Source organism: Shimia sp. (assembly GCF_039969785.1).
GTDB lineage: Bacteria > Pseudomonadota > Alphaproteobacteria > Rhodobacterales > Rhodobacteraceae > Shimia.
On the sequence record NZ_JBDVNC010000022.1, the window covers coordinates 140,388 to 166,072 of the forward strand.

Sequence of the window (25,685 nt, forward strand, 5' to 3'; positions counted from 1 at the left end):
AATGGGGCATGGACATCAAAAAGAGCTACACCCTGCCTTTTCCGGTGGATCAGGTCTTTGCCGCGTGGATTTCATCGGACACCGTGATTGCACCGGCCAGCCGGATGTTGGTCGAGCCGGCCCCCGGCGGGCGATATCAGCTGTTCATGGAGGGGCCCGACGGCGGCGCGTCAACGCTGGGTGTGTTCCACAAGGTCGAGCACAATGCGCGCCTGATCTATACGTGGGAATGGAACGGCGATGGTGCGGTGTCCCTGATCGATGTCACATTCCGGGCCAATGAGGGTGGCACTGTCATCACCCTGGCGCATCGCGGGTTTACTTCGGCGGACAGCGCGAACATGCATGACAGTGGATGGGACGCTTATATATCCGGGCTGGTCGCATTTTTGGGAAAACGATGACAGAGACGCGGCAATCTGGTCTCTTCACTTATTCCTTTTATTGAATACATAAGAGCGACACCCTGTGACAGCCCCGGAATTGCCCATGTCTCTGCACCGCCCGTCCCGCGCCCAGCTGGAACGCCACCTGCCCATTCTGCAATGGGCCAAATCTTATGATCGCGACACACTGACATCTGACGGTGTCGCCGCCGTGATTGTCACCATCATGCTGATCCCCCAGTCTTTGGCCTATGCGCTTTTGGCCGGGTTGCCGCCGGAAATGGGGCTTTATGCGTCAATCCTGCCATTGGTCGCCTATGCCATCTTTGGCACCTCGCGGGCATTGGCGGTTGGACCTGTGGCCGTGGTCTCGTTGATGACTGCTGCCGCCATTGGCAATCTCGCATTGCAAGGCACGGCGGAATATATCGCCGCTGCAATCACGCTGGCCTTTATCTCGGGTGTGATCCTGATCGTTATGGGGGTGTTTCGGCTCGGGTTTCTCGCGAATTTCCTGTCTCACCCGGTGATAGCAGGCTTTATTACCGCTTCTGGCATCCTGATTGCCACCAGCCAGATGAAACACATTCTGGGCGTCGATGCGCATGGCCACAGCCTGACCACATTGCTCAGCTCGCTGGTGTCCCATCTGCCCGATACCAATCTGATCACGCTTGGCATCGGGGCCGGCACAATCTGGTTTCTGTTCTGGGTGCGCAAAGGGCTGAAACCGCTTTTGCTGGGCACGGGTATGCCGCCAGGGCTGGCCGAAGTTCTGGCCAAGGCTGGTCCGGTTGCGGCGGTCGCTGTGACCACGCTGGCGGTCTGGGGGTTTGATCTGACCAATCACGGCGTGCGCATTGTCGGGCAGGTTCCGACCGGTCTGCCACCATTAACGCTGCCCGGGTTTTCGACGGAAATCTGGTCGTCGCTGTTTGTGTCGGCCCTGCTGATTTCGGTCATTGGATTTGTTGAATCCGTTTCGGTTGCCCAGACGCTGGCCGCCAAAAAACGCCAGCGAATCGTGCCTGATCAGGAACTGATCGGGCTGGGGGCGTCCAACATCGCCTCGGCGCTGTCTGGCGGATATCCCGTCACAGGCGGCTTTTCCCGCTCGGTCGTCAACTTTGATGCTGGCGCAGCCACCCCCGCCGCCGGGGCGTTTACTGCTATAGGCATCGGGCTTGCCGCGCTGTTGTTGACACCCTTGCTGTTCTTTTTGCCCAAAGCGACGCTGGCAGCAACGATCATTGTCGCGGTCTTGTCGCTGGTCGATTTTTCCATCCTCAGCCGGACATGGACCTATTCCAAGGTCGATTTTTCCGCAGTCGCCGCCACCATTCTACTGACGTTGGGCTTTGGCGTCGAAGTGGGCGTGTCAGCAGGTGTGATCCTGTCGATTGGACTGTTTCTCTATAAGACCTCGCGCCCGCATGTTGCCGAGGTCGGGCTGGTGCCCGGCACTCAGCATTTCCGCAATATCCTGCGCCACAAGGTCGACACCACGCCCAGCCTTGTCACGCTGCGCATCGACGAAAGCCTGTATTTCGCCAATGCGAGATATCTGGAAGATTACATCAACAACCGGGTTGTCTGCGACGCACCGATCCGGGACGTGGTGCTGATGTGCTCTGCGGTGAACGAGATTGACATGAGCGCGCTGGAAAGCCTTGAAGAGATCAACCACCGGCTTGGCGACATGGGTATCGCGCTACATCTGTCAGAGGTCAAAGGGCCGGTGATGGACCGCCTGAAGCGCAGTGCTTTCCTGGAGGATCTGACCGGGCGAGTGTTCCTGGCACAATATGATGCATGGAAAGCGCTGAGTGCACCGGAAACGCCTGTGGCGGCCTGAGTGTCGGAGCCTGCGGCGCGAGTATTTTTGGCAAAATGAAGCGCGCGGCGTCAGTGTGCCGGGGCCCCGGCGCGTGTGCGGCATGGAGCAAACAGCGCTGTAAGCGCCAGGATAATGCCCGAGACCGTCGCAATCATACCGGCCGCGCTGACCGCGTTGTCAAAGCCAAGCCACAGTGGCCCGTAACCTGCCAGAACATAGCCCAGCACCGCCGAAATCACCGCAAACGCCACGCTCCACGCAATTTGCACCTCAAGCCGGTTGGTCATCAGGCGGGCCGCCGCCGGGGGGCAGATGAACATTGCGATCACGATGATCGAGCCGACCGCATCAAACGCCGCCACTGCGGCCACCGCCGCGACAATCACCAGCGCCAGACCAATCCAGCCGGTGCGCATGCCCAGCGTCTGTGCAAAGCCTTCGTCAAAGGTCGACAGTTTAAGAGGCCGCCAGAACAGCCATGTAAAGGCAATCACCACTAGTAATGTCAGCGCAATACGGATCAGCTCAATTGGCAGCCCGGCCAATGCAACCGGGTCCAGCAAGCTGTGCCAGCCCATTGCGTCCAGCCAGATCAGGCTTTCCAGATTGCCATAAAGCGCATGTTCCACATCCAGATGCACAGCGGACGTATCGGATTGTTCCAACAGCAACACACCGGCGGCGAACATTGACGTAAACGTCAGCCCCATGGCCGCGCCCGGCTCGATCCGACCCAACCGGCGCACAGCCTCGATCAGCACAACAGCCACAACCGATGCCAGCGCGGCACCGATCATCATGGGCCACGCCGACACCACGCCGGTAAACAGGAACGCCACCACGATACCGGGCAGCACCACATGGCTGATTGCATCGCCGATCAGGGCCTGCTTGCGCAGCACCAGAAAGTTGCCCGGCAAGGCACAGGCCACAGCCGCAAAGATGCCGATCAGCAGCGGGGTCAGCGACAGGGGGACAAATTCAGCGCCGTTCATGCCACGACTCCTTTGGGGCCACCCATCCGCAAATCGATCTCGTCGATCTGGTCCGCGGTCAAAACCGTTTCGATCTCGCGCAGCCCGTCGTAAAGTGCTGCGGCGCTTTCAAACGACTGATCCGCGCGGATCAGCTCCCAGCGTTTTTCATCGCGCAGCGCCTTGGCCGCGCGGGCCTTGCCGGCCTCGGTTGGCACACCATCCGGCAGCGCCAGCCCGGCACGCCGCAACAGGCGCAAAGTGTAGGATTCATAAATCGGCTGGCCTTGCGCAAGCGCCAGCAAGCCCTGACGTAAATGCACCCGGCGCTGGAACCGGCCATGGCGCAGCACGGCGGCCAGCACGCCCCGGTTTGGTGCCAGAAACAGCGACACCGCAAACATCGCAAAGCTGACCAGCACAATAATCGGCCCGGTTGGCAGCGCTGGCGCAATGGCCGAGATCGCCGCGCCGACCCACGCCGCCACGCCGCCGCACAGGCCAGAAATCAGCGCGACGCGGTCGGTTCGGTCGGTCCAGAACCGTGCCGTAACCGGTGGAATAATCAACATCGCCACGATCAGGATCAGCCCGACGATTTTCAAACCAACCACAGTCACAGCCATCGCCAGCCCCATTATGGCCAGATCGATGCGCGCCACATCAACACCGCTTGCAGCGGCAAATTCCGGGTCAAACGCCACCAACCCCATAGGTCTGCGCAACAACAACACAAGCACCAGCGTCGCAGCGCCACCCCCGGCAATCACCATTGCGTCGTTCCACAACATGCCCGCTGTTGATCCCAACAAGAAGCTCTCTAACCCGGCAGCACGCCCCGAGCTCATGGTTTGAATGATGGTCAAAAGCACGATGCCAAATCCGAAAAACACCGACAGCACCGACCCGATGGCCGCATCTTCGGCCAGCCGTGTGCGCCGGGTCAGCCAGCTGACGCACAGCAGCCCCAGACCGGCAGAAATCGCAGAGCCCAACAGCAACCCGGGCAGGTTGCGCCCGTCACCACCAAAATACACCATAATCATGAAGGCCAGCCCAACGCCCGGCAACGTGGCATGGCTGATCGCATCGCTGACCAGTGCCCGCTTGCGCAGGAACAGGAACGTGCCCGTCACCCCGGCAGCCACACCCAGAAAGCACGCCCCAATGGTGACCAGAGTGGCGTTATAGCCCAGCTGCAGGCTTAGCGCGTCCCACAACATGGGTCAGCTCGCAGTCAATGCCAGCTGATCAATCTGACCGGTGGCCAGACGTCCGCCATAGGCTTTGTCCAGATTTTCAGAGGTAAAGGCCGCAGCCACAGAGCCTTCGGCAATCTTGCGCGTGTTGATCATGAACACACGGTCAAAATACTCGTGCACTGTGGACAGATCGTGATGCACGGCAACCACTGTCTTGCCCTCTTCGCGCAGGCCTTTAAGCACCGAAATGATCGCCTTTTCCGTGGCAGCATCCACCCCGGCAAACGGCTCGTCCAGCAAATAGAGATCAGCCCCCTGCGCAAGCGCACGCGCCAGAAACACCCGCTGTTGCTGACCGCCCGAAAGCTGCCCGATCTGACGGTCAGCAAAATCCACCATGCCCACGCGCTCCAGACAGGCGGTTACCTTGTCCAGATGTACCTGACGCACCCGGCGCAACAGGCCCAGTTCGCGGTACAGCCCCATCAGGACAACATCGATCACGCGCGTCGGGAAGTCCCAGTCCACGCTGGCCCGCTGGGGCACATACGCAATGCGGTGACGCTGATGCTTCAGCGATTTCCCAAACACCAGCGCATGCCCGGCCAAAGGCCGCACAATACCCAGCGCCGCCTTAAGCAGGGTCGACTTGCCGGCACCGTTTGGCCCTATGATGGCTGTCATCGCGCCTTCCTGCACGGTCATATCGACAGAGAAAACAACCGGCTTCTGACCATAAGACACGGTCATGCCACGCACGACCAGCGGGCTGTTATTGGTCTCTTCCGCGCCTGGGACAACGCCCAGATTAGATGCCAGTTCAACGCTCATAAAATCAAAATCCCGCTGATAATTTATCTTGCATGCCACGTGCGGGCGGCGTGCCACCCAAGGCGCCGGCAATCACGGTCACGTTGTGATCGATCATACCAACATACGTGCCCTCATAGGTGCCATCTTTGCCCATCGCGTCGGAAAACAGCTCGCCACCAATCACAACATCATGGCCCCGCGCCGCGGCGCCTTCGCTCAGGGCCCGGATCGACCGATCCGATACAGAGCTTTCCACAAAGACTGCACCGATATTGCGATCAACCAGCATGTCCACCAGCTCACCAATCCGGTTCAGACCGGCCTCGGATTGCGTGGAAATGCCTTGAATACCCAGCACCTCAAACCCATAGGCCCGGCCGAAATACCCAAACGCATCATGCGCCGTCAGCAACACGCGCGCCTCGTCGGGTACGCTGCCAAGCGTGCTGTCGCCATACTGGCTCAACCGGTCCAGACCTTCGATAAAGGCCGTCGCGTTGGCGGCGTACTTCCCGGCGTTCTTGGGGTCTTTCTCGCTCAAAGTGTCGCGAATATGCGCGCTCACAAAGACCCACAGCTTGGGGTCCATCCACACATGCGGATCATACTTTTCGGCATAATCATCATGCCCCTTAAGCATATCCCGCGGCAGCGTATCCGTGACCGCAACAACATTGCCGCGTGTTTCCAGCTTGTGGAAAAAATCTTCCATCTGCGCTTCAAGATACAGCCCGTGCCACAACACAAGATCGGCGCGGGTCATGGCGGCAATATCGGTCCGTGTCTGGCGATAGGCATGCGGATCAACACCCGGCCCCATCAGCGCCTTAACCTCAACCGCGTCCCCACCAATCTGACGTGTGGTATCAGCGATCATTCCCGTGGTTGCGACCACAGACAGCTTGTCCGCCGCCCAACCCGGAGCCGCGAGCAACGCCGCGCCGACAAATCCGGCCGCCAGAATACCACGTCTTGTGATTCGCATTGGTCTACCTCTTTGGTGTTCGTATTGAATATGAGAACCATTCTCAAGGAAGTCAACGCAATTGAGAATTATTCTCAACTAAATTCTGATCATTTGGTCAAATAAATTCACCCCACCGCCTCACTCTGCTTGAAAAGCGCGCGGCACCATGACACGGTGAGGTCTGTTTTTATTCAGGATGGACTCATGCAGACGCCCACCATGACAGCCACCGGACATCAGCTTCCGACAGCGCTGGAACCCCGCAATCCCGGCATGGCGCTTGATCTGGAATGGGTGCGCAGCGCTCAGGCCAACACCTCTGCCATCGAACGGCGCGCCAAAACGTTGCCGGGGCGGCGATCCGTGAAAAAAGACTATCAGGCCGCGTGGCTGTGCCGCGCCATCTCTTGTATTGACCTGACCACGCTGTCCGGCGACGACACCCAGGGCCGCGTGCAACGACTGTGCGCCAAGGCCCGCCAACCCGTACGTGCCGACATTCTGGATGCGCTTGGCATGCAGGGCCTGACCACCGGGGCGATCTGCGTCTATCACGACATGATCGAAACCGCCGTGGACGCGCTCGCGGGCTCAGGCATCCCTGTGGCAGCAGTCTCAACCGGCTTTCCGGCGGGCTTGTCCCCGTTTCATCTGCGCGTTGCCGAAATTAGCGAAAGCGTCAAAGCCGGAGCGCAGGAAATCGACATCGTGATCACCCGACGCCATGTCCTGCAAGGCAACTGGCAGGCGCTTTATGACGAAATGCGCGCCTTTCGCGAAGCCTGTGGCGAGGCCCATGTCAAAGCCATTCTGGCCACCGGGGAACTCGGCACGTTGCGCAATGTTGCCCGTGCGTCGCTGGTGTGCATGATGGCCGGGGCCGATTTCATCAAGACATCCACCGGCAAAGAAGGCGTCAACGCCACCCTGCCCGTGTCACTGGTGATGATCCGCGCCATCCGCGACTATTACGACCGCACGGGCTATCGCATTGGCTATAAACCGGCGGGCGGTATTTCCAAAGCCAAAGACTCGCTGGTCTATCTGTCACTGATCAAAGACGAACTTGGCGACCGCTGGCTGCAGCCTGACCTCTTCCGCCTTGGCGCTTCGTCCCTTTTGGGCGACATCGAACGCCAGCTCGAACACCATGTGACCGGCCACTACTCGGCCAACTACCGCCACGCATTGGCCTAAGGACACGCTCATGACCGTCAAAGAAATCTTCGAGTCCATGGACTATGGCCCTGCCCCGGAATCCGCTGCAGATGCCCTTGCGTGGATTGTCGATCAGGGGGCTGCCTTTGGTCAGTTCATCAACGGCACGTGGACCGAACCGCGCCAGGATTTTCAGTCAAAGAACCCGGCCAATGGCGAAACGCTGGCGGACCTGACCCAGGCCTCTCAGGACGAGATCGACGCCGCCGTATCCGCCGCGCGCAAGGCTCAGCCCAAATGGGAAAAGCTGGGCGGACATGGCCGCGCCAAAACCCTCTATGCCATCGCGCGCTTGTTGCAGAAACACAGCCGCCTGTTTGCGGTGCTGGAAACGCTCGACAATGGCAAACCAATCCGCGAAAGCCGCGACATCGATATTCCTCTGGTCCAGCGCCATTTCTACTATCACGCCGGCATGGCCCAACTGATGGAAAGCGAACTGCCCGACGCTCAGGCATTGGGTGTGTGTGGCCAGATTGTTCCGTGGAACTTCCCCCTGCTGATGCTGGCATGGAAGGTCGCACCAGCGCTGGCCATGGGCAACACCGTGGTGCTGAAACCCGCCGAATACACCTCGCTGACCGCATTGCTGTTTGCCGACATCTGCCATCAAGCCGGTGTTCCCGCAGGTGTGGTCAACATTGTCACCGGCGACGGCGCGGTTGGCGAAATGATCACCGCGCATCCCGACATCGACAAGATCGCCTTCACTGGCTCGACCGATGTGGGGCGCAAAATTCGTCAGTCCACCGCAGGTTCCGGCAAAGCGCTCACACTCGAACTGGGTGGCAAGTCGCCCTATATTGTGTTCGACGATGCTGACATCGACTCTGCCATCGAAGGGTTGGTGGACGCCATCTGGTTCAATCAGGGTCAGGTCTGCTGCGCCGGGTCGCGCCTGTTGGTGCAAGAAGGCATTGCCGACCGGTTCTATACCCGGCTCAAAGCGCGCATGGACGGGCTGCGCCTTGGCAATCCGCTGGACAAATGCATCGATGTCGGTGCCGTGGTGGACCCGGTGCAATTGCAGACCATCACTGACATGGTGTCGACCAACACCGATGGCGAAACCTATCACGCCAATGTCGACATGCCCGTCGAGGGCTGTTTCTACCCGCCCACACTGATCACCGGCCTCGCGCCCTCCGCGCGCCTGATGCAAGAGGAAATCTTTGGCCCGGTGCTGGTCTCGACCACGTTCCGCACGCCCGCCGAAGCGGTCGCGCTGGCCAATAACACCCGCTATGGGCTGGCCGCCACGCTGTGGAGCGAAAACATCAACCTCGCGCTCGACATCGCGCCAAAACTGGTCGCCGGGGTGGTCTGGGTCAACGCCACCAACCTGTTCGACGCCGCCGCCGGGTTTGGCGGCACCCGTGAAAGCGGCTTTGGCCGCGAAGGAGGCTGGGAAGGCCTTGCCGCCTATACAAAACCCAAAGGCGCAACCAAACCGCTGAAACCCCTGGCTGCGCTTTCGGGCGACAAAGGCCCGGTCGACCCACTTGACCGCACGCCCAAGCTCTATATCGGCGGCAAACAAACCCGCCCGGATGGCGGCTATTCGCGCGCGGTTTACGGCAAAACCGGCGCTCTGCTCGGACAGGCGCCAATTGCCAATCGCAAAGACGTACGCAACGCCGTCGAAGCCGCTCAGGCGGCCAAGGGATGGTCAGGCACCACCGGCCACCTGCGCGCTCAGATCCTTTATTATATTGCCGAAAACCTGTCTGCCCGCGCGGGCGAATTTGCCAGCCGCCTAAACGCTCTGACCGGAGGGCGCTCTGGCGCGAAAGAGGTCGACACCGCCATCCAACGCCTCTTTACCTGTGCGGCCTGGGCCGACAAATACGACGGTCAGGCACATGGCGTACCGATCCGGGGTGTCGCTTTGGCGATGAAAGAACCTGTGGGCGTGATCGGCGCTCTTTGCCCTGACGAAGCCCCTCTGCTGGGCCTTGTTTCGGTCATGGCGCCAGCCATCGCGATGGGCAACCGGGTTGTGCTTGTCGCGTCAGACCCGTTTCCACTTGCCGCGACCGATTTCTATCAGGTGCTGGAAACCTCGGATGTGCCAGCGGGTGTGGTCAATATCCTCACCGGCCCGCACGGCGACCTCGCCAAACCGCTGGCAGGTCATATGGATGTCGACGCACTCTGGTCGTTTTCCTCTACCGACCTCGCCGCCACCATCGAACGCGAAAGTGCAGGCAATCTGAAACGCACATGGGTTAATAATGGCGCTGCGCGCAACTGGTCCCACGACGACAGCCGCGCGTTCCTGCAAGCGTCCACTGAGATCAAAAATATCTGGATCCCCTACGGGGAATAGAACGGCATCGTAGGTCGGACAAATTTGTCCGACCTACCTCCGGGTCACACCCCGTCAGGCTTGCCCACAACCACAAATTTCAGCGCATCCGGGTCCAGCAATTCGCCAGCCACCCGGTTGACGTCTTCCAACGTCACCGCATCCACCTTGGCATTGCGGGTTGCGATGTAATCAATTGGCATCTGATCCACCTGCATGCCCACCATGATCTTGGCAATCGATCCATTGCCGTCAAATCGCAACGGATAGGCTCCCGTCAGCAACGCCTTGGCATCCGCCAGTTCCTTTGCGCTCACTCCGGTCTCAGCCATGCGCGCCCATTCAGCACGGATCACTTCAATCGCCTCTCCGATCCGGTCATTCGCCGACGCCACGCTGCCCAGATACAGGTTCGCCAGATCCTTAAGCACCAGGTACGAATAAACCCCATAAGTCAGTCCACGTTTCTCGCGCACTTCGGTCATCAGACGGCTTTCAAATCCACCCCCACCCAAAATGGTGTTCAGCAGATAAGCCGCAAAAAAATCCGGATCGTCGCGGTGAATTCCCGGCTGCCCAAACAGCGCGACAGATTGCGGCGTCTCAAACTCGACCACCTCTACCCCACCATCCAGCGTCACTACCGCGGCCTCTGGCATAGGCGCCCCGGTCTCCGGCAGCGCGCCCAGCAACTGATCCAGCATCGGACCCAGCTCTTCGACTGTAATATCGCCCACCGCCGACACATAGAGCCGATCCCGGGCCAGCGCACCCTGATGGGCCGCCACAATATCCTCACGTGTCAGCGCGGTCACGCTTTCCACTGTTCCAGCCCCGTCAGAGCCATACGGATGATCCCCGAAAACCAGCGCATTAAATCGCTTTCCGGCGATCTCATCCGGGTCGGTCGCGCTGGAACGGATCCCGCTCAGAACCTGCGTGCGCACCCTGTCCACGGCCACCTGCGGAAAAGTCGGTTCAATCAGCGACAAGCGCAGCAATTCCAGCGCCTCATCCTGATTTTCCGTCAGAAAGCGCGCTGAAATCGCCACGGCGTCATCATGGCTGTCATACCCCAGTTGAGCGGCCAACGCTTCGCTGGCACGGGCAAACCCTTGTGCGTCCAGATCCCCGGCACCTTCTTCCAAAAGCCCGACCATCAGGTTGGTGGCCCCGCGTTTGCCCGGCGCATCCAGAGACGTACCGCCCTTGAACCGCAGTTCCAGCGCAACAAAGGGAATGGAAGGTTCCTCAACCAACCACGCCTTGATCCCGCCGGGCGAAGTGACCTCTTTGATCTCAATGCCCGCCACCGCCGGAAAGGCCGCGAAAAAGCCGACAATTACCAATGCAAACCGGATCATTGCGTGACCTCCTCTTGTGCCATCAACCACCCGGTGACCGAGCGTTTTCTGTCAAATACGTCCCGTGCAGCGGCAATGATGTCGTCGCCGGTCACCGCCTGCAACACATCAGGCCACGCCTGTATATCTTCAATCGTCAACCCGGATGTCAGCGCACGGCCATAGCGATTGGCCAACCGCTCAACGTCATCACGCGCATAAACCTGACTGGCGCGCAGCTGCATCTTGATCCGCTCAAGCTGATCTTCATCAACCCCGGTCTCCAGAAACTCGGCCACAACCTCGTCCATCACGTCTTCGGCTTCCTGCAACGACACCCCCGGCACCGGCACAACCGTCAGGTTGAACGTGGTCTCGTCCAGCGATGTGCCGCTGTACCACGCCCCGGAATAGACCACCTGCTTGCGTTCAAATTGCAGTTTCTGGTTCAAAACAGATGTCTGCGATCCGCCCAGAACTTCGCTCAGCAACGTCAACGCGGCGGCTGTTTTCTGGTCGCCCGGATTGCGCTCGGGCGCCAGATAGGACCGTGTCACATAAGGTTGCGATACACGGGCATCTTCGAAAATCATACGCCGGGGAGATGTCTGGGGTGGCTCTTTGGTGCGCGCACGTGCTGGTAAGTCCGGGTTGGCCGGGATGGCGCCGTAATATGTCTCGGCCAATGCCCTGACTTCATCTGGCTGCACATCACCGGCAACCACCAGAATGGCGTTATTGGGCGCGTAATACGTGCCGTAATAGCCCAGCGCATCTTCCAGAGACAGCTCTTCCATCTCGTGACGCCAGCCAATGATCGGCACACCATAGCGATGGTTGTAATACTGCACTGCGCCCATCTGTTCGCGGAACAGCGCGCCGGGGCTGTTTTCCACACGCATATTGCGCTCTTCAATGATCACATCCCGCTCGGTCAGGATTTCTTCCTCACTAAGGCGGATATTGACCATCCGGTCGCTTTCCATCGTCATCATCAGCTCTAACCGGTCGGTGGCCACGCGCTGAAAATAGGCGGTGTAATCCAGACTGGTAAACGCATTGTCACGCCCGCCATTCGCCGCCACTGTCGCCGAAAACTCGCCTGACTCCAGCTTGTCCGTGGCCTTGAACAACAGATGTTCCAGAAAATGCGCCACGCCAGACACGCCGGGTTTTTCATCTGCGGAACCCGCGCGATACCAGACCATATGCATGACAACCGGGGCGCGGTGATCTTCGATCACCACCACCTGCATGCCATTGTCCAAGGTGAAATCCGTTACCAGATCATTGGCCCATGCAGGCAGCGCGATCAGCGCGGCCCCCAGTGCCAAAGCAAATCTTCGCATCATTCCCGCGACTCCCTGTCCAACTCGTTTCACACAAATAGTTACGCCCGATCCCGACGGCTGCAAGGGCGTAAACGCAGATGTGAGATGACGATTTCGTTCAGGTTTAGCCCGGAGGCGCTGCAGGCGTCCGTGCACCGGAAGACCGCCAGCGCCACCACTCGTCATACGAGTTCAGCTGTTGACGGTTATAAACCTCGTTATAGCGGTCCTGCTTACCAATTCTAAAGTTCGTAAACCGGCCACGTCTCTTGCGGAAGGCGTCGTCTTCGGCAAGCACGGTCTGGCGGATATCCGCCGCACGTCCGTTGCGCGACGTATAACTGACCAGCGCACCGTCGGATTTTCCGATGGTCTGCTTGTTATTGCGGGCGGTCCGCGACCCGCCCAGTGCAACAACCGCATCGCCCATCGGGTCAAGATCGGTAATGTTGCCCTGCCCCGGTGTCGGAGGCGGCAATGCAGCGTAATTCTCGGGTTGCGTCAATGGCTTGCCCGGCATCACCAGAAACTCGTCCGGACCGTCGCCCGTCGAACTTAGCTGGCGCACACCCTTGTCACTGCTGCACGCAGCCAGAGCCAGACCCAAACCAACAATCAATATACGCGACATGCGCATCGCATACCTCCTGCAAACTTGCGCTCAGCTTTACCGTATCACACCGGAAACGTCACGCCTCTCTTTTGCCACCACCAAATATCACCAGCCCCAACGCACCGGCGAAAATCCAGACATCCGCCAGATTGAACGCATAGGGGTTGTTGATGCCACAACAGGACATGTTCAAAAAGTCTGCAACCGCCCCGTACAGCAGCCGGTCAATCACATTGCCCAGCGCACCGCCAATCAAAAAACCGGCACTGATCAGCCCCCATTTTCCGGGCGGTTCACGACGCACCCAGAACACAACAAACACCGAGATCATCAATGCAACTGCGATCAGAATCCAACGCGCCGCCTCGGCATTGTTGGCAAACAGGCCAAAGTTGATGCCCTTGTTCCACGCCATATGAAACTGCAGCAACGGCGGCAGCACATCGATGTGCAGCACCTCACGCAAATTCATTGCGTGCACGACCACATACTTGCTGGCCTGATCCGAAATAAAGGCCCAGAAACCTGCCCAGAATACCAGACGCATCGCGCCCCCTTTCTGCCTCTCAGCGAAGCTGCGCGCCCCTTTTTTCAGAGGCTTACGCATTTCATTTTTGGCTTAACCCCGGGCAGATCGGGGTCTGGCGAATTGTTCCGCGACCTTAGTGACGGAAATGGCGCATGCCCGTGAACACCATGGCCAACCCGGCTTCGTCAGCCGCATCAATCACTTCCTGGTCCCGCATGGACCCACCCGGCTGGATCACACATTTGCCTCCTGCGGCAGCCGCTTCCAGCAGCCCGTCAGCAAAGGGGAAAAACGCATCTGATGCCACGGCGCTGCCCTTGGCGGGGCTTTCGCTCAGGCCCAGCTCTTCAGCCATCCGACCGGCTTTGGCGGCGGCCACGTTGGCGCTGTCCAACCGGCTCATCTGACCAGCACCCACACCTACGGTGGCGCCGTCTTTGACATAGACAATGGCGTTGGATTTGACGTGCTTGGCAACTTTCCACGCAAATTGCAGATCGGCCATTTCCTGCTCAGTGGGCGCTTTCTTGGTCACGACCTTCAGCTCTTCTGCTGCGACGCTGCCGACATCCTTGTCCTGCACCAGCATGCCACCGGCCACCTGCTTGTGTGCCACAATCGGTTTACGAGGATCGGGCAAACCGTCGGTCAGCAACAAGCGCAAGTTCTTCTTGGCTGCGAAAATCTGCTTGGCCTCATCCGAGGCACCCGGCGCAATCACCACTTCAGTGAAAATCTCAACAATCTTTGACGCCGTGGCCGCGTCCAGCGGTTGGTTCAGTGCGACGATGCCGCCAAATGCGCTGGTACGGTCACAATCAAACGCCTTTTGATAAGCCCCGACCAAGCTGTCACCCACGGCCACACCACAGGGGTTGGCGTGTTTGATGATCGCACAGGCCGGACCATTGGCCGGATCAAACTCAGCCACCAGCTCAAACGCGGCGTCGGTGTCGTTGATATTGTTATAGCTCAGCTCTTTGCCCTGCATCTGCTGAGCGGTGGCCACACCGGGGCGGTTTGATCCGTCAGTATAGAACGCGGCCTGCTGGTGGCTGTTCTCGCCATAGCGCAACGTTTGCTTCAGCTCTCCGGCAAAGGCACGACGACGTGGCGTTTCAACGCCAATCGCATCCGCCATCCAGTTGGAGACAGCCGCGTCATAGGCGCCGGTGCGGGCATAAGCGATCTGCGCCAGCTTTTTGCGGAACTTGGGACAAGTCGCGCCATTGTGCTGGTCCATGTCGCCCAGCAAAGTGTCGTAATCCGCAACATCCACAACCACGGTCACGTCGCCATGGTTTTTGGCCGCCGCACGGATCATTGCCGGACCGCCAATGTCGATGTTTTCAATGCAAGTGTCATAATCAGCTCCCGCCGCCACAGTTGCCTCAAACGGGTACAGGTTCACCACCAGCAAATCGATCGGCCCGATGCCGTGCTCGTCCATCGCCGCGACATGGTCTGCATTGTCGCGCAACGCCAGCAGCCCGCCATGCACTTTGGGGTGCAGCGTTTTCACCCGTCCATCCATCATCTCTGGGAAACCTGTCACATCCGCTACATCCGTCACGGTCAACCCAGCGTCGCGCAATGCCTTGGCGCTGCCACCGGTCGACAACAAATCAACACCGCGCTCAGACAGCGCTTTGCCCAGGTCAATCAACCCGGTTTTGTCAGAAACGGAAATCAAGGCGCGGCGGATGGGTGTCATGTCGGTCATATCGGTTCGGGTCCCAAAAAGGTCAGTGTGTCAGATCCAGCTCTTCCCGGTTCAGATCTCTGATCGCCACGGACGTTTCGTGCGCTTTGGACAGGGACCACCGGATGCGGGTCGCATACTCCATTGCCACGCCAGATAGAACGACCTGTTTTGTCGCGCGAGGCTTTAATCGGCCTTTTTCAAGAAAAACACTGGGATCCAAGGACATTTTTGCGGCTCCATCGAACCGGAATACCCATAATTCACCGCTTTTGAGGGCAATCGACACGGCCGCACCGCCCATATCCAGCTCTGCATCTGCCTCTGGATGCAAATGGAATCGCATATCAAACGGGATGCCTTGCAGGGCATTGGCGTCCATCGCCCGGTCAAATTTCCGCTTTGCCGGATCATCAAGCGCAACCAAAAGGTCTTCGCCCACCATGCCGCGCCCATCAAACGTCAGCTCTAATGTGCGCGCATGAGTCAGACCATGGGTGCGCCCATACCCGTCATGCCCGCCCTCAAATCTCAGCCCGTCCGGTGCCTGACTCATCTGAATCGGGACCTCCTTGGGCGCATCCACCAATTGCTCTTCACGCCATCCCCGGCCCAGCTCACCCAGCCGCGCGCTCGACAATCCGTTCAGCGACAATGTGGAATGCGACGGCGTTGCGCGACCTGCGCGCCGCCACTCTTCGCCAAAGCTGGCCCCGGAACCGCAATTCACCACCACCGGACGGCGCCCGCTGGTCAGCTCAAACGCCAATGTCGATGCGTGCGCATTGACCGAGCTTTCGCCAATCGGCGGCACGCTGGCATCCACAATCACGCTGGTGCGCCCCGCGCTCAGCCGGGCATAGCCCATCGCCAGACCATCCGCCTGTCGCGTCTTGATGGCGCTTTCTGCCAGGGCGCTGTCCAACCGCCCCTCCATACCGCGCCCACCCCCGTGAAACCGCGCCAAACCGCCATCGGCGTGGCGCAAGGTGCGCAATGTGGGGGCGATGCGTTCAATCGCTTGCATGTGGTCATCGGATACAGTGCGCCCGGCCTCGGACAATGCTGTTGCCGCCCAGGTCAGCAAGGTGAACACTTCCAGCAATTCTTCGGGGTTACGCGTCGGAATACCACCCTGCGCGTCCACCTGACGGCGGCATTCCCGGTCCAGCGCCTTGCGCGCCGGATCAACATGCCGTCCCATCCCCTCAAGCGCCAACCCGGCATAGATCAGGCCGGTCAATGCCTCAAACCGGGGCAGTCCCGGCAGCGTCTTGTGCCAGCGTCGGCTCAGGAAAATCGTCTGCTGCGCAAGCGACCGGTAAAATGCGTCAGACTGGTCCACATCACGTGCACGCAACAGGAACAAGGCATGGCTGATCCAGCGAATCAGCCGCCGCCCGGTCAGATCCGGCGTCCATCCCGGCCCGCGCCCTCGCCCAAACCGGTCAATCCAGCGCCACAACCACAACTGCGCGCGGTCACGCGTCAGCGGGTCACCCACCGCCGCCAGATCATCCATCCATGCAAATCCGTGCAGGTCCTGCCCAAACACTTCGTCAGGCACATCAATGTCCCAGATCGACGTATCAGGTGCCGTAACCAGATGGCCTGCAAACAAAAAATTCCCGGCGACCAGCTGTTTGCCACGCGCAAAAAGCCCAATCGTGCGCGGTTCCGGCATCGAGGTGAATCCCGTTGCCGGACGCGCCATCGTCGAGATACGCGCATGCATACGATGCATTACACGCGTATAGCGTGCTGACATGCTGTTTGGGTCGGACATCTGCTCTGCCTCTACGCTCTTTGGCGTTTGGCCCGAGTGTAACGGCGTTGCAGGTCCGAGTCACCGATTGAATCGGCGCAGTGCGCGGCAATGCTCAATTTGAGTATTTTTGGAACAACGAAAGGCATGCGACCGCTCGCTCATGACAAGCGGGCACAGATCACGCGTCTTTTTTCAGACAGGCCACGTAAAACCCATCCATACCGCCCTGATCTGCCCAGAAATCCGGGCGCAGCCGCAGCCCGCCCTCCTGGGTGATCCATGCAGGATCGATCCCGGGCAGATCCAGCGCGCTTTTATCTACGCTCAGCCCTTTGTGGCGCTCCAGCGCTTCGTCGATCTGCACTTCGCCTTCGTCGGGCAACAGCGAACAGGTGCAAAACACCAACCGCCCACCGGGCTTGAGCAACGATACCGCATGGTCCAGCATCCACGACTGCAGGCCAATCAACTCGGCAAATTCGCTGCCATCCTTGGCATGCGGCAAATCCGGGTGGCGGCGCATCGTGCCTGTTGCGGAACATGGCGCGTCGAGCAGGATCGCGTCCCACGTGCCGGTTTGTGCCATCACGTCACCGACGATCAACTTTGCCTTCAACCCGGTGCGTTTCAGGTTTTCCCGCACCCGCTCCATGCGCGCGGGATTGTCATCCACCGCAGTAACCTCGGCACCGGTGGCGGCCAGTTGCATGGTCTTGCCCCCCGGCGCCGCACACAGATCAAGCACCGTTTCGCCCTTTTGCGCATTCAGCACCCGCGCCGGAATCGCGGCAGCGGCGTCCTGAACCCACCAGTCTCCGGCCTTAAACCCCGGCAGCGCCGACACTTGTCCCGCATCCTGCAGGCGCACAGATCCGGTCGGCAACAGTGTGCCCTTCACCGCCTCAGCCAAAGCCGCCGCGTCGCTCTTGGGTGTCAAATCCACCGGAACGCTACGGTATTGCGCGGCTTCCATAGCCAGCACTGTTTCACCGTCATATGCCTCGACCAACGGCTTGCGCAGCCACTTGGGCAAGCGCGGCACGCGCAGCGCATTCCATGCGTCAGGGCCTTGCGCCGCTACTTTGCGCAGCACCGCGTTCACCAAACCCTTCATCGCCTTGGTCCGCTTGTTGCGCGCAACAATCTCGACCGCATCATTGACCACACCATGCGCCGCGCCACCCTGACACAGCTCTACCGTGGCCAGCCGCAGCACATTGCGCACTGTCAGTGGCGGATATTTCTGCAAGTGTTTCTGCAACAACCGGTCCGCGCGTTCCAACCCGCGCAAGGTCTCTGTCGCCAGGCGCTGCGCGCGCGCGCGATCCTGCGGCTCCAGCCTCTCCAGCGCACCCGAGCCAATCAGCTCAGACAGCAAGCGGCCTTCTCCCAAAACCTGATCCAGCAAATAAACGGCACTGCGGCGGGTCTGTACCCCGGAATTGGACATGTGGCTCGCGACTCCTTGTTCTCTTGCCCATGGCGGACGGGCGCGTATATCAAGGGCCAGCCCCGAAAGGAACCCGTTATGAGCGATGAGACCGCCACATCCGACACACCCGACCTGCCCCCCGCCGCAAAACGCGCGCTGGCCGAAGCCGAAGAGCGCCGCAAAAAGGCGTCAAAAGAGCAATTGCCTACAGAACTGGGCGGTCGCGACGGCCTCGACCCCGTGCGCTATGGCGACTGGGAGAAAAAAGGCATCGCCATCGATTTTTGAGGGCGTCCTGTGCACAGCGCCCTCACAACCGCTACGGTCAACGAAAAATCTCCATGCCCGGCAACGCGCTTCGCGGTCACTGATGCGCGAAGCCTTAGGACCATTTCGACGAACACCTAACTTGAGACAGCGCCTCTTCGAACAATTGCACTCGACGTAATGAATGGCGGCTTGGAGCCCAGAGTGTATGATGCTGCGCTTCGTACGAACGTCCAGTTTTCTTGAGATTATCAAAAACCTGCCAAAACCAAACGGAGTTTTGCCAAGGGTTTGTGGCATAAGAATATTTAGTGATTTCGGACGTCACGCCCTTGGTGACAAAAACGAGCGTTCTGGCCGGTAACAGAAACGTACGGGTCTAAGCTATTTTTAGACTTGTGCAGGATTGTCATTCGTCTGTTCAACTGAATGTGCAACTTCCATGAATGCAAAGAGCCACCCATACTCTCTGTTCAGCTTGCGACTTTCCACCATATCTTTGACACCCAGTCCGATGCTGACAGGGTTGACCGGAATTGGCAAAGGCATACAGCTAAGGCCAAGATTCAGTTTTGCCGCCTTATTGGGGTTACCGAGTCTTGATAAAAGTTCGAACATGCCAGTTGTCATTTCTTTGCTCACGTCCACAGATTGATTGGCAAGTCCGCTGTTTACCCACTCATGAAACTCTTTGAGCCTGGGGTCGGCACCATATGACTTCACGCTCTCCCAAGAGACTTGATCAAAATCGAAGAATGGAAGCGTAAGGTTGTGATTTATAGTAGTTGGGCGTGGATCATCACTCATGCCGAAGTATGCGGTTGCCACCGCCCGTTCAAAGCTTGTCAAACAGGTCAGAGTAGACTGCACCGAAACGTTGAAAGCAGACCAGTTGAAGATTGATTGAATAGCATTCAAGGAATTAGCGGATTTTTCCATCGTTACACTGTTAGATGCCATGGCTTGATGAACAGGGTCGTCCATTACGATAGTAGTTTCGTCACCGCACAAAGCGTCGAGCTCTGTTGTCAGATCGCCAAGAGCTGAATAAAATTTCTTCGGGTCCGTCAATTCTCGCGAATCAAGATACTGACGAAATGAATTCACTCCCGTGATGCTTGAATATTCATCAGCTGATACCCAGTTATTCGGCCGATCAATTTTTGAGTATCTGCAAGCTTCATCTATCGCTTGCGACGTCCAATCGAAAACGATCTGCTCATAGAGTAGAGTCGCTAGTTTCAATGCCCCACTTGCTTCAAACTGAGGAACCGGTCTCTTTGAAACCGCATGTACTTTGGGAAAATATAATGCCCGATGCGCGCTGACACCGGGAATGAATGCAATGTTGGCTGTCGACATTTCAACTCCTGCTTAGCTACTACTCATATATGAACTAGCTAACAGAAAATCATCAGTTTGGCACACGCAGGACAAGAACCCCCTTCCAATACCACTGTATCAAAAAACAACCGTTTCTGGCGTGCGAAAGCATGCATCTTGTAGATGCGGTTCTCGCCAAAGTAGCCGTTGGGGCAACTGCAGCGAATTCACACTTTGTCCGCGAAAATAGACATTAGCGCTCGGACCTGGGTACCATACAAATTCGTTCCATGGGTTAGAATTGTAGACGACGGCATCGGTCTTATCGGCATCGGCTTTAGGCTGTCTGTCAGACAACAGCCCCCAAACTCAGATTGTAACAGAGTTTCCCGTGTCAGTCGCGCTCAAACCGATATGGTATCACATAACAAAAACAAGCGTTCGGTGTCTTAACCAGCGTGTTTTTGCATTTCAAACTGACGCAATACCGACGCGGAACCGACGCGCTGCAGATACACAAAACCCCTAAAGACACAGACGCTAACCATGATTCGTTGCGTGTTTTACAATCCCAGCGCACGACGGCGTTCTTCGGCAAATCCCTGCACCAGCCGATCGGCAACCAAGGCCAAAATCGCCATCGCCGCCCCCGCCGTCAGACCCAGCCCGACATCTGCTTGCCCCAGCGCCAGATAGATCGACTGACCCAACCCGGTGGTGCCGATCAGCGCGGCAATCACCAGCATGGCAAAGGCGTACAAAATGGTCTGGTTCAGCCCCAAAAGGATCGTCGGCGCCGCATAAGGCGCACGCACTTCGAACATCACCTGCCACTTACCCGCACCGCTGGCCTGAGCGGCCTCAATCATGTCTTCGGGCGTGTTGATCAGACCATGCCGCGTATAGCGGATCATGGGCACAACGGCATACAGGCAAATCGCCAGAAAGGCCGAGAATTCACCGATTTGAAAGAACATCAGAACCGGAATCAGGAACACGAAAAGCGGGATGGTCTGCAACAGATCACAGGCCGGTCGGATCACCCGCCAAGCGGTTGTGCTGACCGCCGCCCACAGGCCCAGCGCACCACCTGTGAGCGCACAGGCAACCACAGAAGCTCCTGATAGATATAGAGAAAGCAGCGCACGGTCCCAAAGACCTGAAATCAGGATAAGTCCCAAAAGGAGGGTCACCAACCGGGTCAGCTTCCACCCGCCCGACACCCAGCCCAAGGCCCCGGTGCCGATAATCACCAACGGCCACGGCAATTGCGCGATACCGGTTTCCAGAACCACCGCAAAGATCATCACGCATAGACCGGCGGTCAACCGTCCACGCCACGCCAGCAGTGCTGCAATCAAAATGGCCACGCCATAAAAAACCGCGCTGTGCATGGCTGTCCACTGGAACCCCCAGGTAAAGGGCAAAACGGCATCCCCCAACCCGATCCGCAACGGCAAAAGCCCATAAAACATGACGTTGTTCTTGATCGCATCCAACGTCGCGCCCTGATTGGCGGTGAACGTTCCAACCGCCGCATCAACCCGGTCAGCAGCGCCGTCAAACGCCGCCATTTGCGACGGATCCCATCCGGCGGACCATGCCCAAACCGACAGCACGGCACCAACCGCCACAATGCTCCAGGCCACGCGCCGATCCTGCGACGGGCGCTGATGCGCCAGCGCACCGGACATGCGGTCAATCACAATCGCGAAAACCACAATCACAAGACCTGCCAAAAAAGATTGTCCAAACAAGGCCTTACGCATAGTGAGCAGAACTTCCCAACCGATATCATCAAAGCCGCCGATCACCGCTGCGATGATGACCATCGACAATGCGGCCATCAGACATTGGTTCACACCCACCATGATCTGCGTGGTTGCGGCGGGCAATTCGACAAGAAACAATTGCTGACGACGGGTACCCCCGGACATCACCGCTGCCTCGCGGATTTCATTGTCCACCCGTTCCAGCCCAAGCAAAACATTGCGCGCCATAGGCGGCGCTGCATAGATCGCCGACGCGATCAGCCCCACCACTGGGCCAAAGCCAAACAGCACCAGCAAAGGCGTGAGATAAGCAAAGGTCGGTACGGTCTGCATCACGTCAAGCAAGGCCTGTACAGGAGCTTTGACACGCGGATATTCATAGGCAAGCACACCAATCGCCAAGCCGCTGAGCATGGCCAACGGCACGGATACAACGACCAGCGCCAGCGTGTTCATGCTCTCGGCCCAATAGCCCGAAAGCACGATAAATCCGAGCCCGAAAGCCCCCAGTGCGGCCATTCTCAGCCCGCCAATCATCCAGCCCAGCGCCGTTACACAGCCAACGATCAGCGGCCAGGGTGTATTCCCCAAAAGCCCGCTGACCCAATCCATGGGAAAGCTCAGCAAAAAGGAAAATGCCCGCGCTATCGGTTTAAAAACACTCAGAAACCACGTGGCGCCGGTGCCCACCCAGTCGGTCATTGGCACGGTCAGCGCACTGGGCCACCCCACCAGCCAGGGCGCTTGCGCACCCAACAAACGACACAGCACAGCCACGCCCAAAACCAGCAACGCAGCTTGTGCACCGCGCGACAGGGTTGCGCGGCCTGGCAGGACATCCGCCAGGCTCATGTATCTTCGACCTGTAGTGCCGCAGCCAGATCACCGGGCTGCACCGCGCCAACCAGTTTGCCGTCAGCATCATGCACCGGCACTGGCTCATAAAGTGACATGCATTTGGCCAGCGCCATATCGAGCGTCATCCCAACACGCAGACCGGGATCATCCGGCATAGTATCAGGGATTTCCTGCGTCATGACAGATTCAACACAGGCGTGTTTGCCTTTGGCCACATCTTTGGAAAACTCTGCGACATAGTCGTTCACGGGGCGCAAAACGATCTCTTCCGGCGTACCGATCTGAACGATTTCGCCGTCTTTCATGATGGCAATGCGATCCGCCAGTTTCAGCGCTTCGGTGATGTCATGCGTGATGAAGACAATCGATTTTTTCAACGTCGCCTGAATGTTCAGAAACTCGTCCTGCAGCTGTCTTCGGATCAACGGATCCAGCGCGGAAAACGGTTCGTCCAGAAACCAGATGTCCGGATTCACTGCCAAAGACCGTGCAATTCCAACACGTTGCCGCTGCCCACCGGACAGCTCGCGGGGATAGGCGTTTTCGCGCCCTGTCAACCCGACAAGGTCGATCACTTCCATGGCGCGCTTTTTGCGGTCAGCTTTATTCGCGCCCTGCATTTTCAAAGGGAAGCCAACATTGTCGACAACACTCATATGCGGGAACAGGCCAAAATGCTGGAACACCATGCCCAGTTTATTACGCCGCAATTCGATCAGGCGCTTTTCAGACGCCTGAAGAATGTCTTCTCCGTCGATATGCACAGACCCGCCGGTCGGTTCGACCAGGCGCGAGATACAGCGGATCAATGTGGACTTGCCGGATCCAGACAAACCCATGATCACAAACAACTCCCCCGAGCGCACCTCGAAATTTGCGTCCCTCACAGCCGGGATCAGGTCCTTGCTGATCAGAGCTTCCGCAATCGCCCGGGAATCCCCGGCCTCGCGCGCATCGCGCAAGGCCGATGTGGCGTTTGTGCCAAAGACCTGCCACAGGCCTTCGACCGCAATCGCCGGTGCTGTGCTATCGACGTCTGGCATCAGGCTTACTGAATTGCCGCGTCGACAACGGGTTTCCACTTGCCCTCATTGGCGCCCATCCAAGCCCCGACAACATCTTCAACAGCGTCGCCGGACACATCAACCGCACCCATCATGGGCTGCTGATCTTCGACGGCCAGCGTATAATTCACCAGAATTTCATGCGCGGCTGGCCATTTGTCTTTCAGACCCGGCCATCCGGCTTTGAAGATGCGCGAAGGTGCGAAGTCACAGTCATTGACAGCGTTCGGGTTCGGGCCCCATGCCGGATCGTCAAAACAGGCTGCCTCGCCTGCAGGCAGGTCGACAAACTGTACATCATAGGCCGACATCGCCCAGTGCGGTTGCCAGAACGTAATCAGCAAAGGTGATTTCTTTTCCGTAGACGCCCGCAACTCAGCGATCAACGCGCCTTCGGACCCTGCTGGCACAGCTTTGAACGGCAGGCCCAATCCCACCATCCGGTCTGCACCCGGTGTGCCCCAATCTGCGGGGTAATCGACCAACCGGCCCATCGGGATTGTCTCAGCTGTCGCAAAGGCCACAGCGCAGTTTTGCAGCGCTTCCCATGCGGGCAGTCCGGGGCACAACTCGGCCACATGCGCGGGATAGGCAATGCCTTCGCGCGCGTTCAGACCCAGATCGGACAGCTCTTCCAGTTTACCTTCGCCTTTGAGAACGCCGTACTGATCAGACACGTTGGACGACCAGATCTCCAGTGTCGCGTGAATGTCACCGTCAGCAATGGCCTGGAACTGGTTCATCATACCAGCCGTGACAAACTCGACTTTGTATCCGGCCGCTTTAAGCATTTCGCCCGCGACATGTGTGGTGACGTGCTGTCCGGTCCATTCGTTGATGGCCAGTTTGATCGGCTCATCCACGTCGCCCATTTCGGCAGCTCCGGCAACGCCAGCAGCCATCAGCGCCAATACTGAAAGGCCCATATGCATGGTAGTTTTCATGGTCTTCTCCCTGAATTCCGGCCTGAAATTTAAATGGCCATTCAATTTTTGTTATACACATAAAACCACGCACACGCCTTTGTGCCAAGAATTATTTCTCGACCTTACCGACGAATCGCGGGTCTTGAAAGCAAAGCGCCCATTGCTTTCGCCCGCGAAAACCAGATGCTGAGACAAGGGGACGTTCGCCGTTAGACCTACAGGCCAAGCACATCCAGCATATCATATTCCCCGGGTTTCCGGGACATTCCCCATATCGCCGCCTTAAGGGCACCACGCGCAAATACGGTCCGGTCTGTCGCGATATGACGCAGCACAATCCGTTCTCCGGCAGCCGCAAACATCACATCATGTTCGCCGACAATGTCACCGCCACGAATGGCCGTGAACCCGATGTCACCGCGTTTACGTGCCCCGGTGATTCCATCCCGCCCCCGGTCTGCGACGTCGCCAAGCGCAACACCGCGCCCTTCGGCGGCGGCCTCGCCCAGCATCAACGCCGTGCCTGATGGTGCATCAACCTTGTGGTGGTGATGCGCCTCGATGACCTCGATGTCGAAATCCTCGTCCAGCGCGGCAGCCACTTTGCGGGTCAACTGTGTCAACAGGTTCACGCCAAGGCTCATGTTGCCTGCACGGACAATCACGGCATGCAGCGCACATGGTGCCAGCTTGGCAATATCGTCGTCCGTCATGCCTGTCGTTCCGATCACGTGCACCGCACGCGCCTGAGCCGCCAGTTTTGCAAATTCAATGGTCGCCGCCGGTGCGGTAAAGTCAATCACCGCCTGCGCTTTGGCAAATGCCTCAAGCGGGTCATCCGTGACCGCAACGCCCAATGCGCCGCCGCCCATCGCCTCGCCCACATCGCGCCCGACCCAGTCGTGGCCCTGACGTTCAATGGCACCGACCAGCCGGACCTTGTCGCTGTCGACCACAGTCTTGATCAGCATCTGCCCCATGCGGCCCGAGGCCCCGGTGATTACGATACCCGGCAGGTCTTCCATATTGCTGTCTCCATGTCTGGCGGTCAG

The 25,685-nt window shown here is 58.6% G+C and carries 21 protein-coding genes; 5 read left to right on the top strand and 16 right to left on the bottom strand.

The window, feature by feature from the left end:
* Positions 1 to 8 precede the first annotated feature (8 nt).
* Positions 9 to 404, top strand: coding sequence for an SRPBCC domain-containing protein (locus tag ABJI08_RS11945; RefSeq protein WP_348402067.1), 396 nt, complete (start codon positions 9 to 11; stop codon positions 402 to 404).
* A gap of 85 nt (positions 405 to 489) precedes the next feature.
* Complete coding sequence (gene sulP / locus ABJI08_RS11950; RefSeq protein WP_348402068.1) at positions 490 to 2,241, top strand: sulfate permease; 1,752 nt, start codon at positions 490 to 492, stop codon at positions 2,239 to 2,241.
* 50 nt (positions 2,242 to 2,291) lie between these two features.
* Here the strand turns inward: sulP and ABJI08_RS11955 are convergent, their stop codons facing one another.
* The 4 genes from ABJI08_RS11955 to ABJI08_RS11970 are packed head-to-tail and all read right to left on the bottom strand — an operon-like array spanning position 2,292 to position 6,197.
* On the bottom strand, positions 2,292 to 3,218 hold the full coding sequence (locus ABJI08_RS11955; RefSeq protein WP_348402069.1) for a metal ABC transporter permease: 927 nt from the start codon (positions 3,216 to 3,218) through the stop codon (positions 2,292 to 2,294).
* On the bottom strand, positions 3,215 to 4,420 hold the full coding sequence (locus ABJI08_RS11960; protein ID WP_348402070.1) for a metal ABC transporter permease: 1,206 nt from the start codon (positions 4,418 to 4,420) through the stop codon (positions 3,215 to 3,217). Before ABJI08_RS11960 ends, ABJI08_RS11955 begins: the two co-directional genes overlap by 4 nt.
* Positions 4,421 to 4,423: 3 nt before the next feature.
* Entirely contained in the window at positions 4,424 to 5,230 is an 807-nt protein-coding gene (locus tag ABJI08_RS11965; RefSeq protein ID WP_348402071.1) for a metal ABC transporter ATP-binding protein, read from the bottom strand.
* A 4-nt stretch (positions 5,231 to 5,234) separates the two neighbouring features.
* On the bottom strand, positions 5,235 to 6,197 hold the full coding sequence (locus tag ABJI08_RS11970) for a zinc ABC transporter substrate-binding protein (RefSeq protein ID WP_348402072.1): 963 nt from the start codon (positions 6,195 to 6,197) through the stop codon (positions 5,235 to 5,237).
* Positions 6,198 to 6,383: 186 nt separating this feature from the next.
* Between ABJI08_RS11970 and deoC the strand changes: the two genes are divergently transcribed.
* Positions 6,384 to 7,376 (top strand): deoxyribose-phosphate aldolase, encoded by a 993-nt coding sequence (gene deoC, locus ABJI08_RS11975; RefSeq protein ID WP_348402073.1) that lies wholly within the window; start codon positions 6,384 to 6,386, stop codon positions 7,374 to 7,376.
* Between the two features lie 10 nt (positions 7,377 to 7,386).
* The gene (locus ABJI08_RS11980; protein WP_348402074.1) at positions 7,387 to 9,726 is read left to right on the top strand and encodes an aldehyde dehydrogenase family protein; all 2,340 of its coding nucleotides are present in this window, start codon (positions 7,387 to 7,389) and stop codon (positions 9,724 to 9,726) included.
* A 44-nt stretch (positions 9,727 to 9,770) separates the two neighbouring features.
* Here the strand turns inward: ABJI08_RS11980 and ABJI08_RS11985 are convergent, their stop codons facing one another.
* From ABJI08_RS11985 to ABJI08_RS12015, 7 genes are all read right to left on the bottom strand, one after another.
* The gene (locus tag ABJI08_RS11985; protein ID WP_348402075.1) at positions 9,771 to 11,069 is read right to left on the bottom strand and encodes a pitrilysin family protein; all 1,299 of its coding nucleotides are present in this window, start codon (positions 11,067 to 11,069) and stop codon (positions 9,771 to 9,773) included.
* On the bottom strand, positions 11,066 to 12,400 hold the full coding sequence (locus tag ABJI08_RS11990; protein ID WP_348402076.1) for a pitrilysin family protein: 1,335 nt from the start codon (positions 12,398 to 12,400) through the stop codon (positions 11,066 to 11,068). The genes ABJI08_RS11985 and ABJI08_RS11990 overlap by 4 nt, the downstream gene beginning before the upstream one ends.
* A 103-nt stretch (positions 12,401 to 12,503) precedes the next feature.
* Positions 12,504 to 13,010, bottom strand: a complete 507-nt coding sequence (locus tag ABJI08_RS11995) for a DUF3035 domain-containing protein (RefSeq protein WP_348402077.1) — start codon at positions 13,008 to 13,010, stop codon at positions 12,504 to 12,506.
* Positions 13,011 to 13,068: 58 nt separating this feature from the next.
* Positions 13,069 to 13,539 (bottom strand): signal peptidase II, encoded by a 471-nt coding sequence (gene lspA / locus ABJI08_RS12000; RefSeq protein ID WP_348402078.1) that lies wholly within the window; start codon positions 13,537 to 13,539, stop codon positions 13,069 to 13,071.
* A gap of 115 nt (positions 13,540 to 13,654) precedes the next feature.
* A complete protein-coding gene (gene purH / locus ABJI08_RS12005; protein ID WP_348402079.1) occupies positions 13,655 to 15,244 on the bottom strand; it encodes a bifunctional phosphoribosylaminoimidazolecarboxamide formyltransferase/IMP cyclohydrolase in 1,590 nt (529 codons plus the stop codon).
* A 22-nt stretch (positions 15,245 to 15,266) separates the two neighbouring features.
* Complete coding sequence (locus tag ABJI08_RS12010; protein ID WP_348402080.1) at positions 15,267 to 17,009, bottom strand: heparinase II/III family protein; 1,743 nt, start codon at positions 17,007 to 17,009, stop codon at positions 15,267 to 15,269.
* Positions 17,010 to 17,169: 160 nt separating this feature from the next.
* Positions 17,170 to 18,441 (bottom strand): transcription antitermination factor NusB, encoded by a 1,272-nt coding sequence (locus ABJI08_RS12015; protein ID WP_348402081.1) that lies wholly within the window; start codon positions 18,439 to 18,441, stop codon positions 17,170 to 17,172.
* Positions 18,442 to 18,519: 78 nt separating this feature from the next.
* On the opposite strand from ABJI08_RS12015, the gene ABJI08_RS12020 reads away from it, so the two are divergent.
* Positions 18,520 to 18,711, top strand: a complete 192-nt coding sequence (locus ABJI08_RS12020) for a DUF1674 domain-containing protein (RefSeq protein WP_348402082.1) — start codon at positions 18,520 to 18,522, stop codon at positions 18,709 to 18,711.
* Positions 18,712 to 19,080: 369 nt separating this feature from the next.
* Here the strand turns inward: ABJI08_RS12020 and ABJI08_RS12025 are convergent, their stop codons facing one another.
* The 5 genes from ABJI08_RS12025 to dapB form a co-directional block, all read right to left on the bottom strand.
* Positions 19,081 to 20,052 (bottom strand): hypothetical protein, encoded by a 972-nt coding sequence (locus ABJI08_RS12025; protein WP_348402083.1) that lies wholly within the window; start codon positions 20,050 to 20,052, stop codon positions 19,081 to 19,083.
* Positions 20,053 to 20,576: 524 nt separating this feature from the next.
* Positions 20,577 to 22,637 (bottom strand): ABC transporter permease subunit, encoded by a 2,061-nt coding sequence (locus tag ABJI08_RS12030; RefSeq protein WP_348402084.1) that lies wholly within the window; start codon positions 22,635 to 22,637, stop codon positions 20,577 to 20,579.
* Positions 22,634 to 23,686, bottom strand: a complete 1,053-nt coding sequence (locus tag ABJI08_RS12035; protein ID WP_348402085.1) for a glycine betaine/L-proline ABC transporter ATP-binding protein — start codon at positions 23,684 to 23,686, stop codon at positions 22,634 to 22,636. The genes ABJI08_RS12030 and ABJI08_RS12035 overlap by 4 nt, the downstream gene beginning before the upstream one ends.
* Positions 23,687 to 23,691: 5 nt before the next feature.
* The gene (locus tag ABJI08_RS12040; protein WP_348402086.1) at positions 23,692 to 24,651 is read right to left on the bottom strand and encodes an ABC transporter substrate-binding protein; all 960 of its coding nucleotides are present in this window, start codon (positions 24,649 to 24,651) and stop codon (positions 23,692 to 23,694) included.
* A 197-nt stretch (positions 24,652 to 24,848) separates the two neighbouring features.
* The gene (gene dapB / locus ABJI08_RS12045; RefSeq protein ID WP_348402087.1) at positions 24,849 to 25,658 is read right to left on the bottom strand and encodes a 4-hydroxy-tetrahydrodipicolinate reductase; all 810 of its coding nucleotides are present in this window, start codon (positions 25,656 to 25,658) and stop codon (positions 24,849 to 24,851) included.
* Positions 25,659 to 25,685 lie beyond the last annotated feature (27 nt).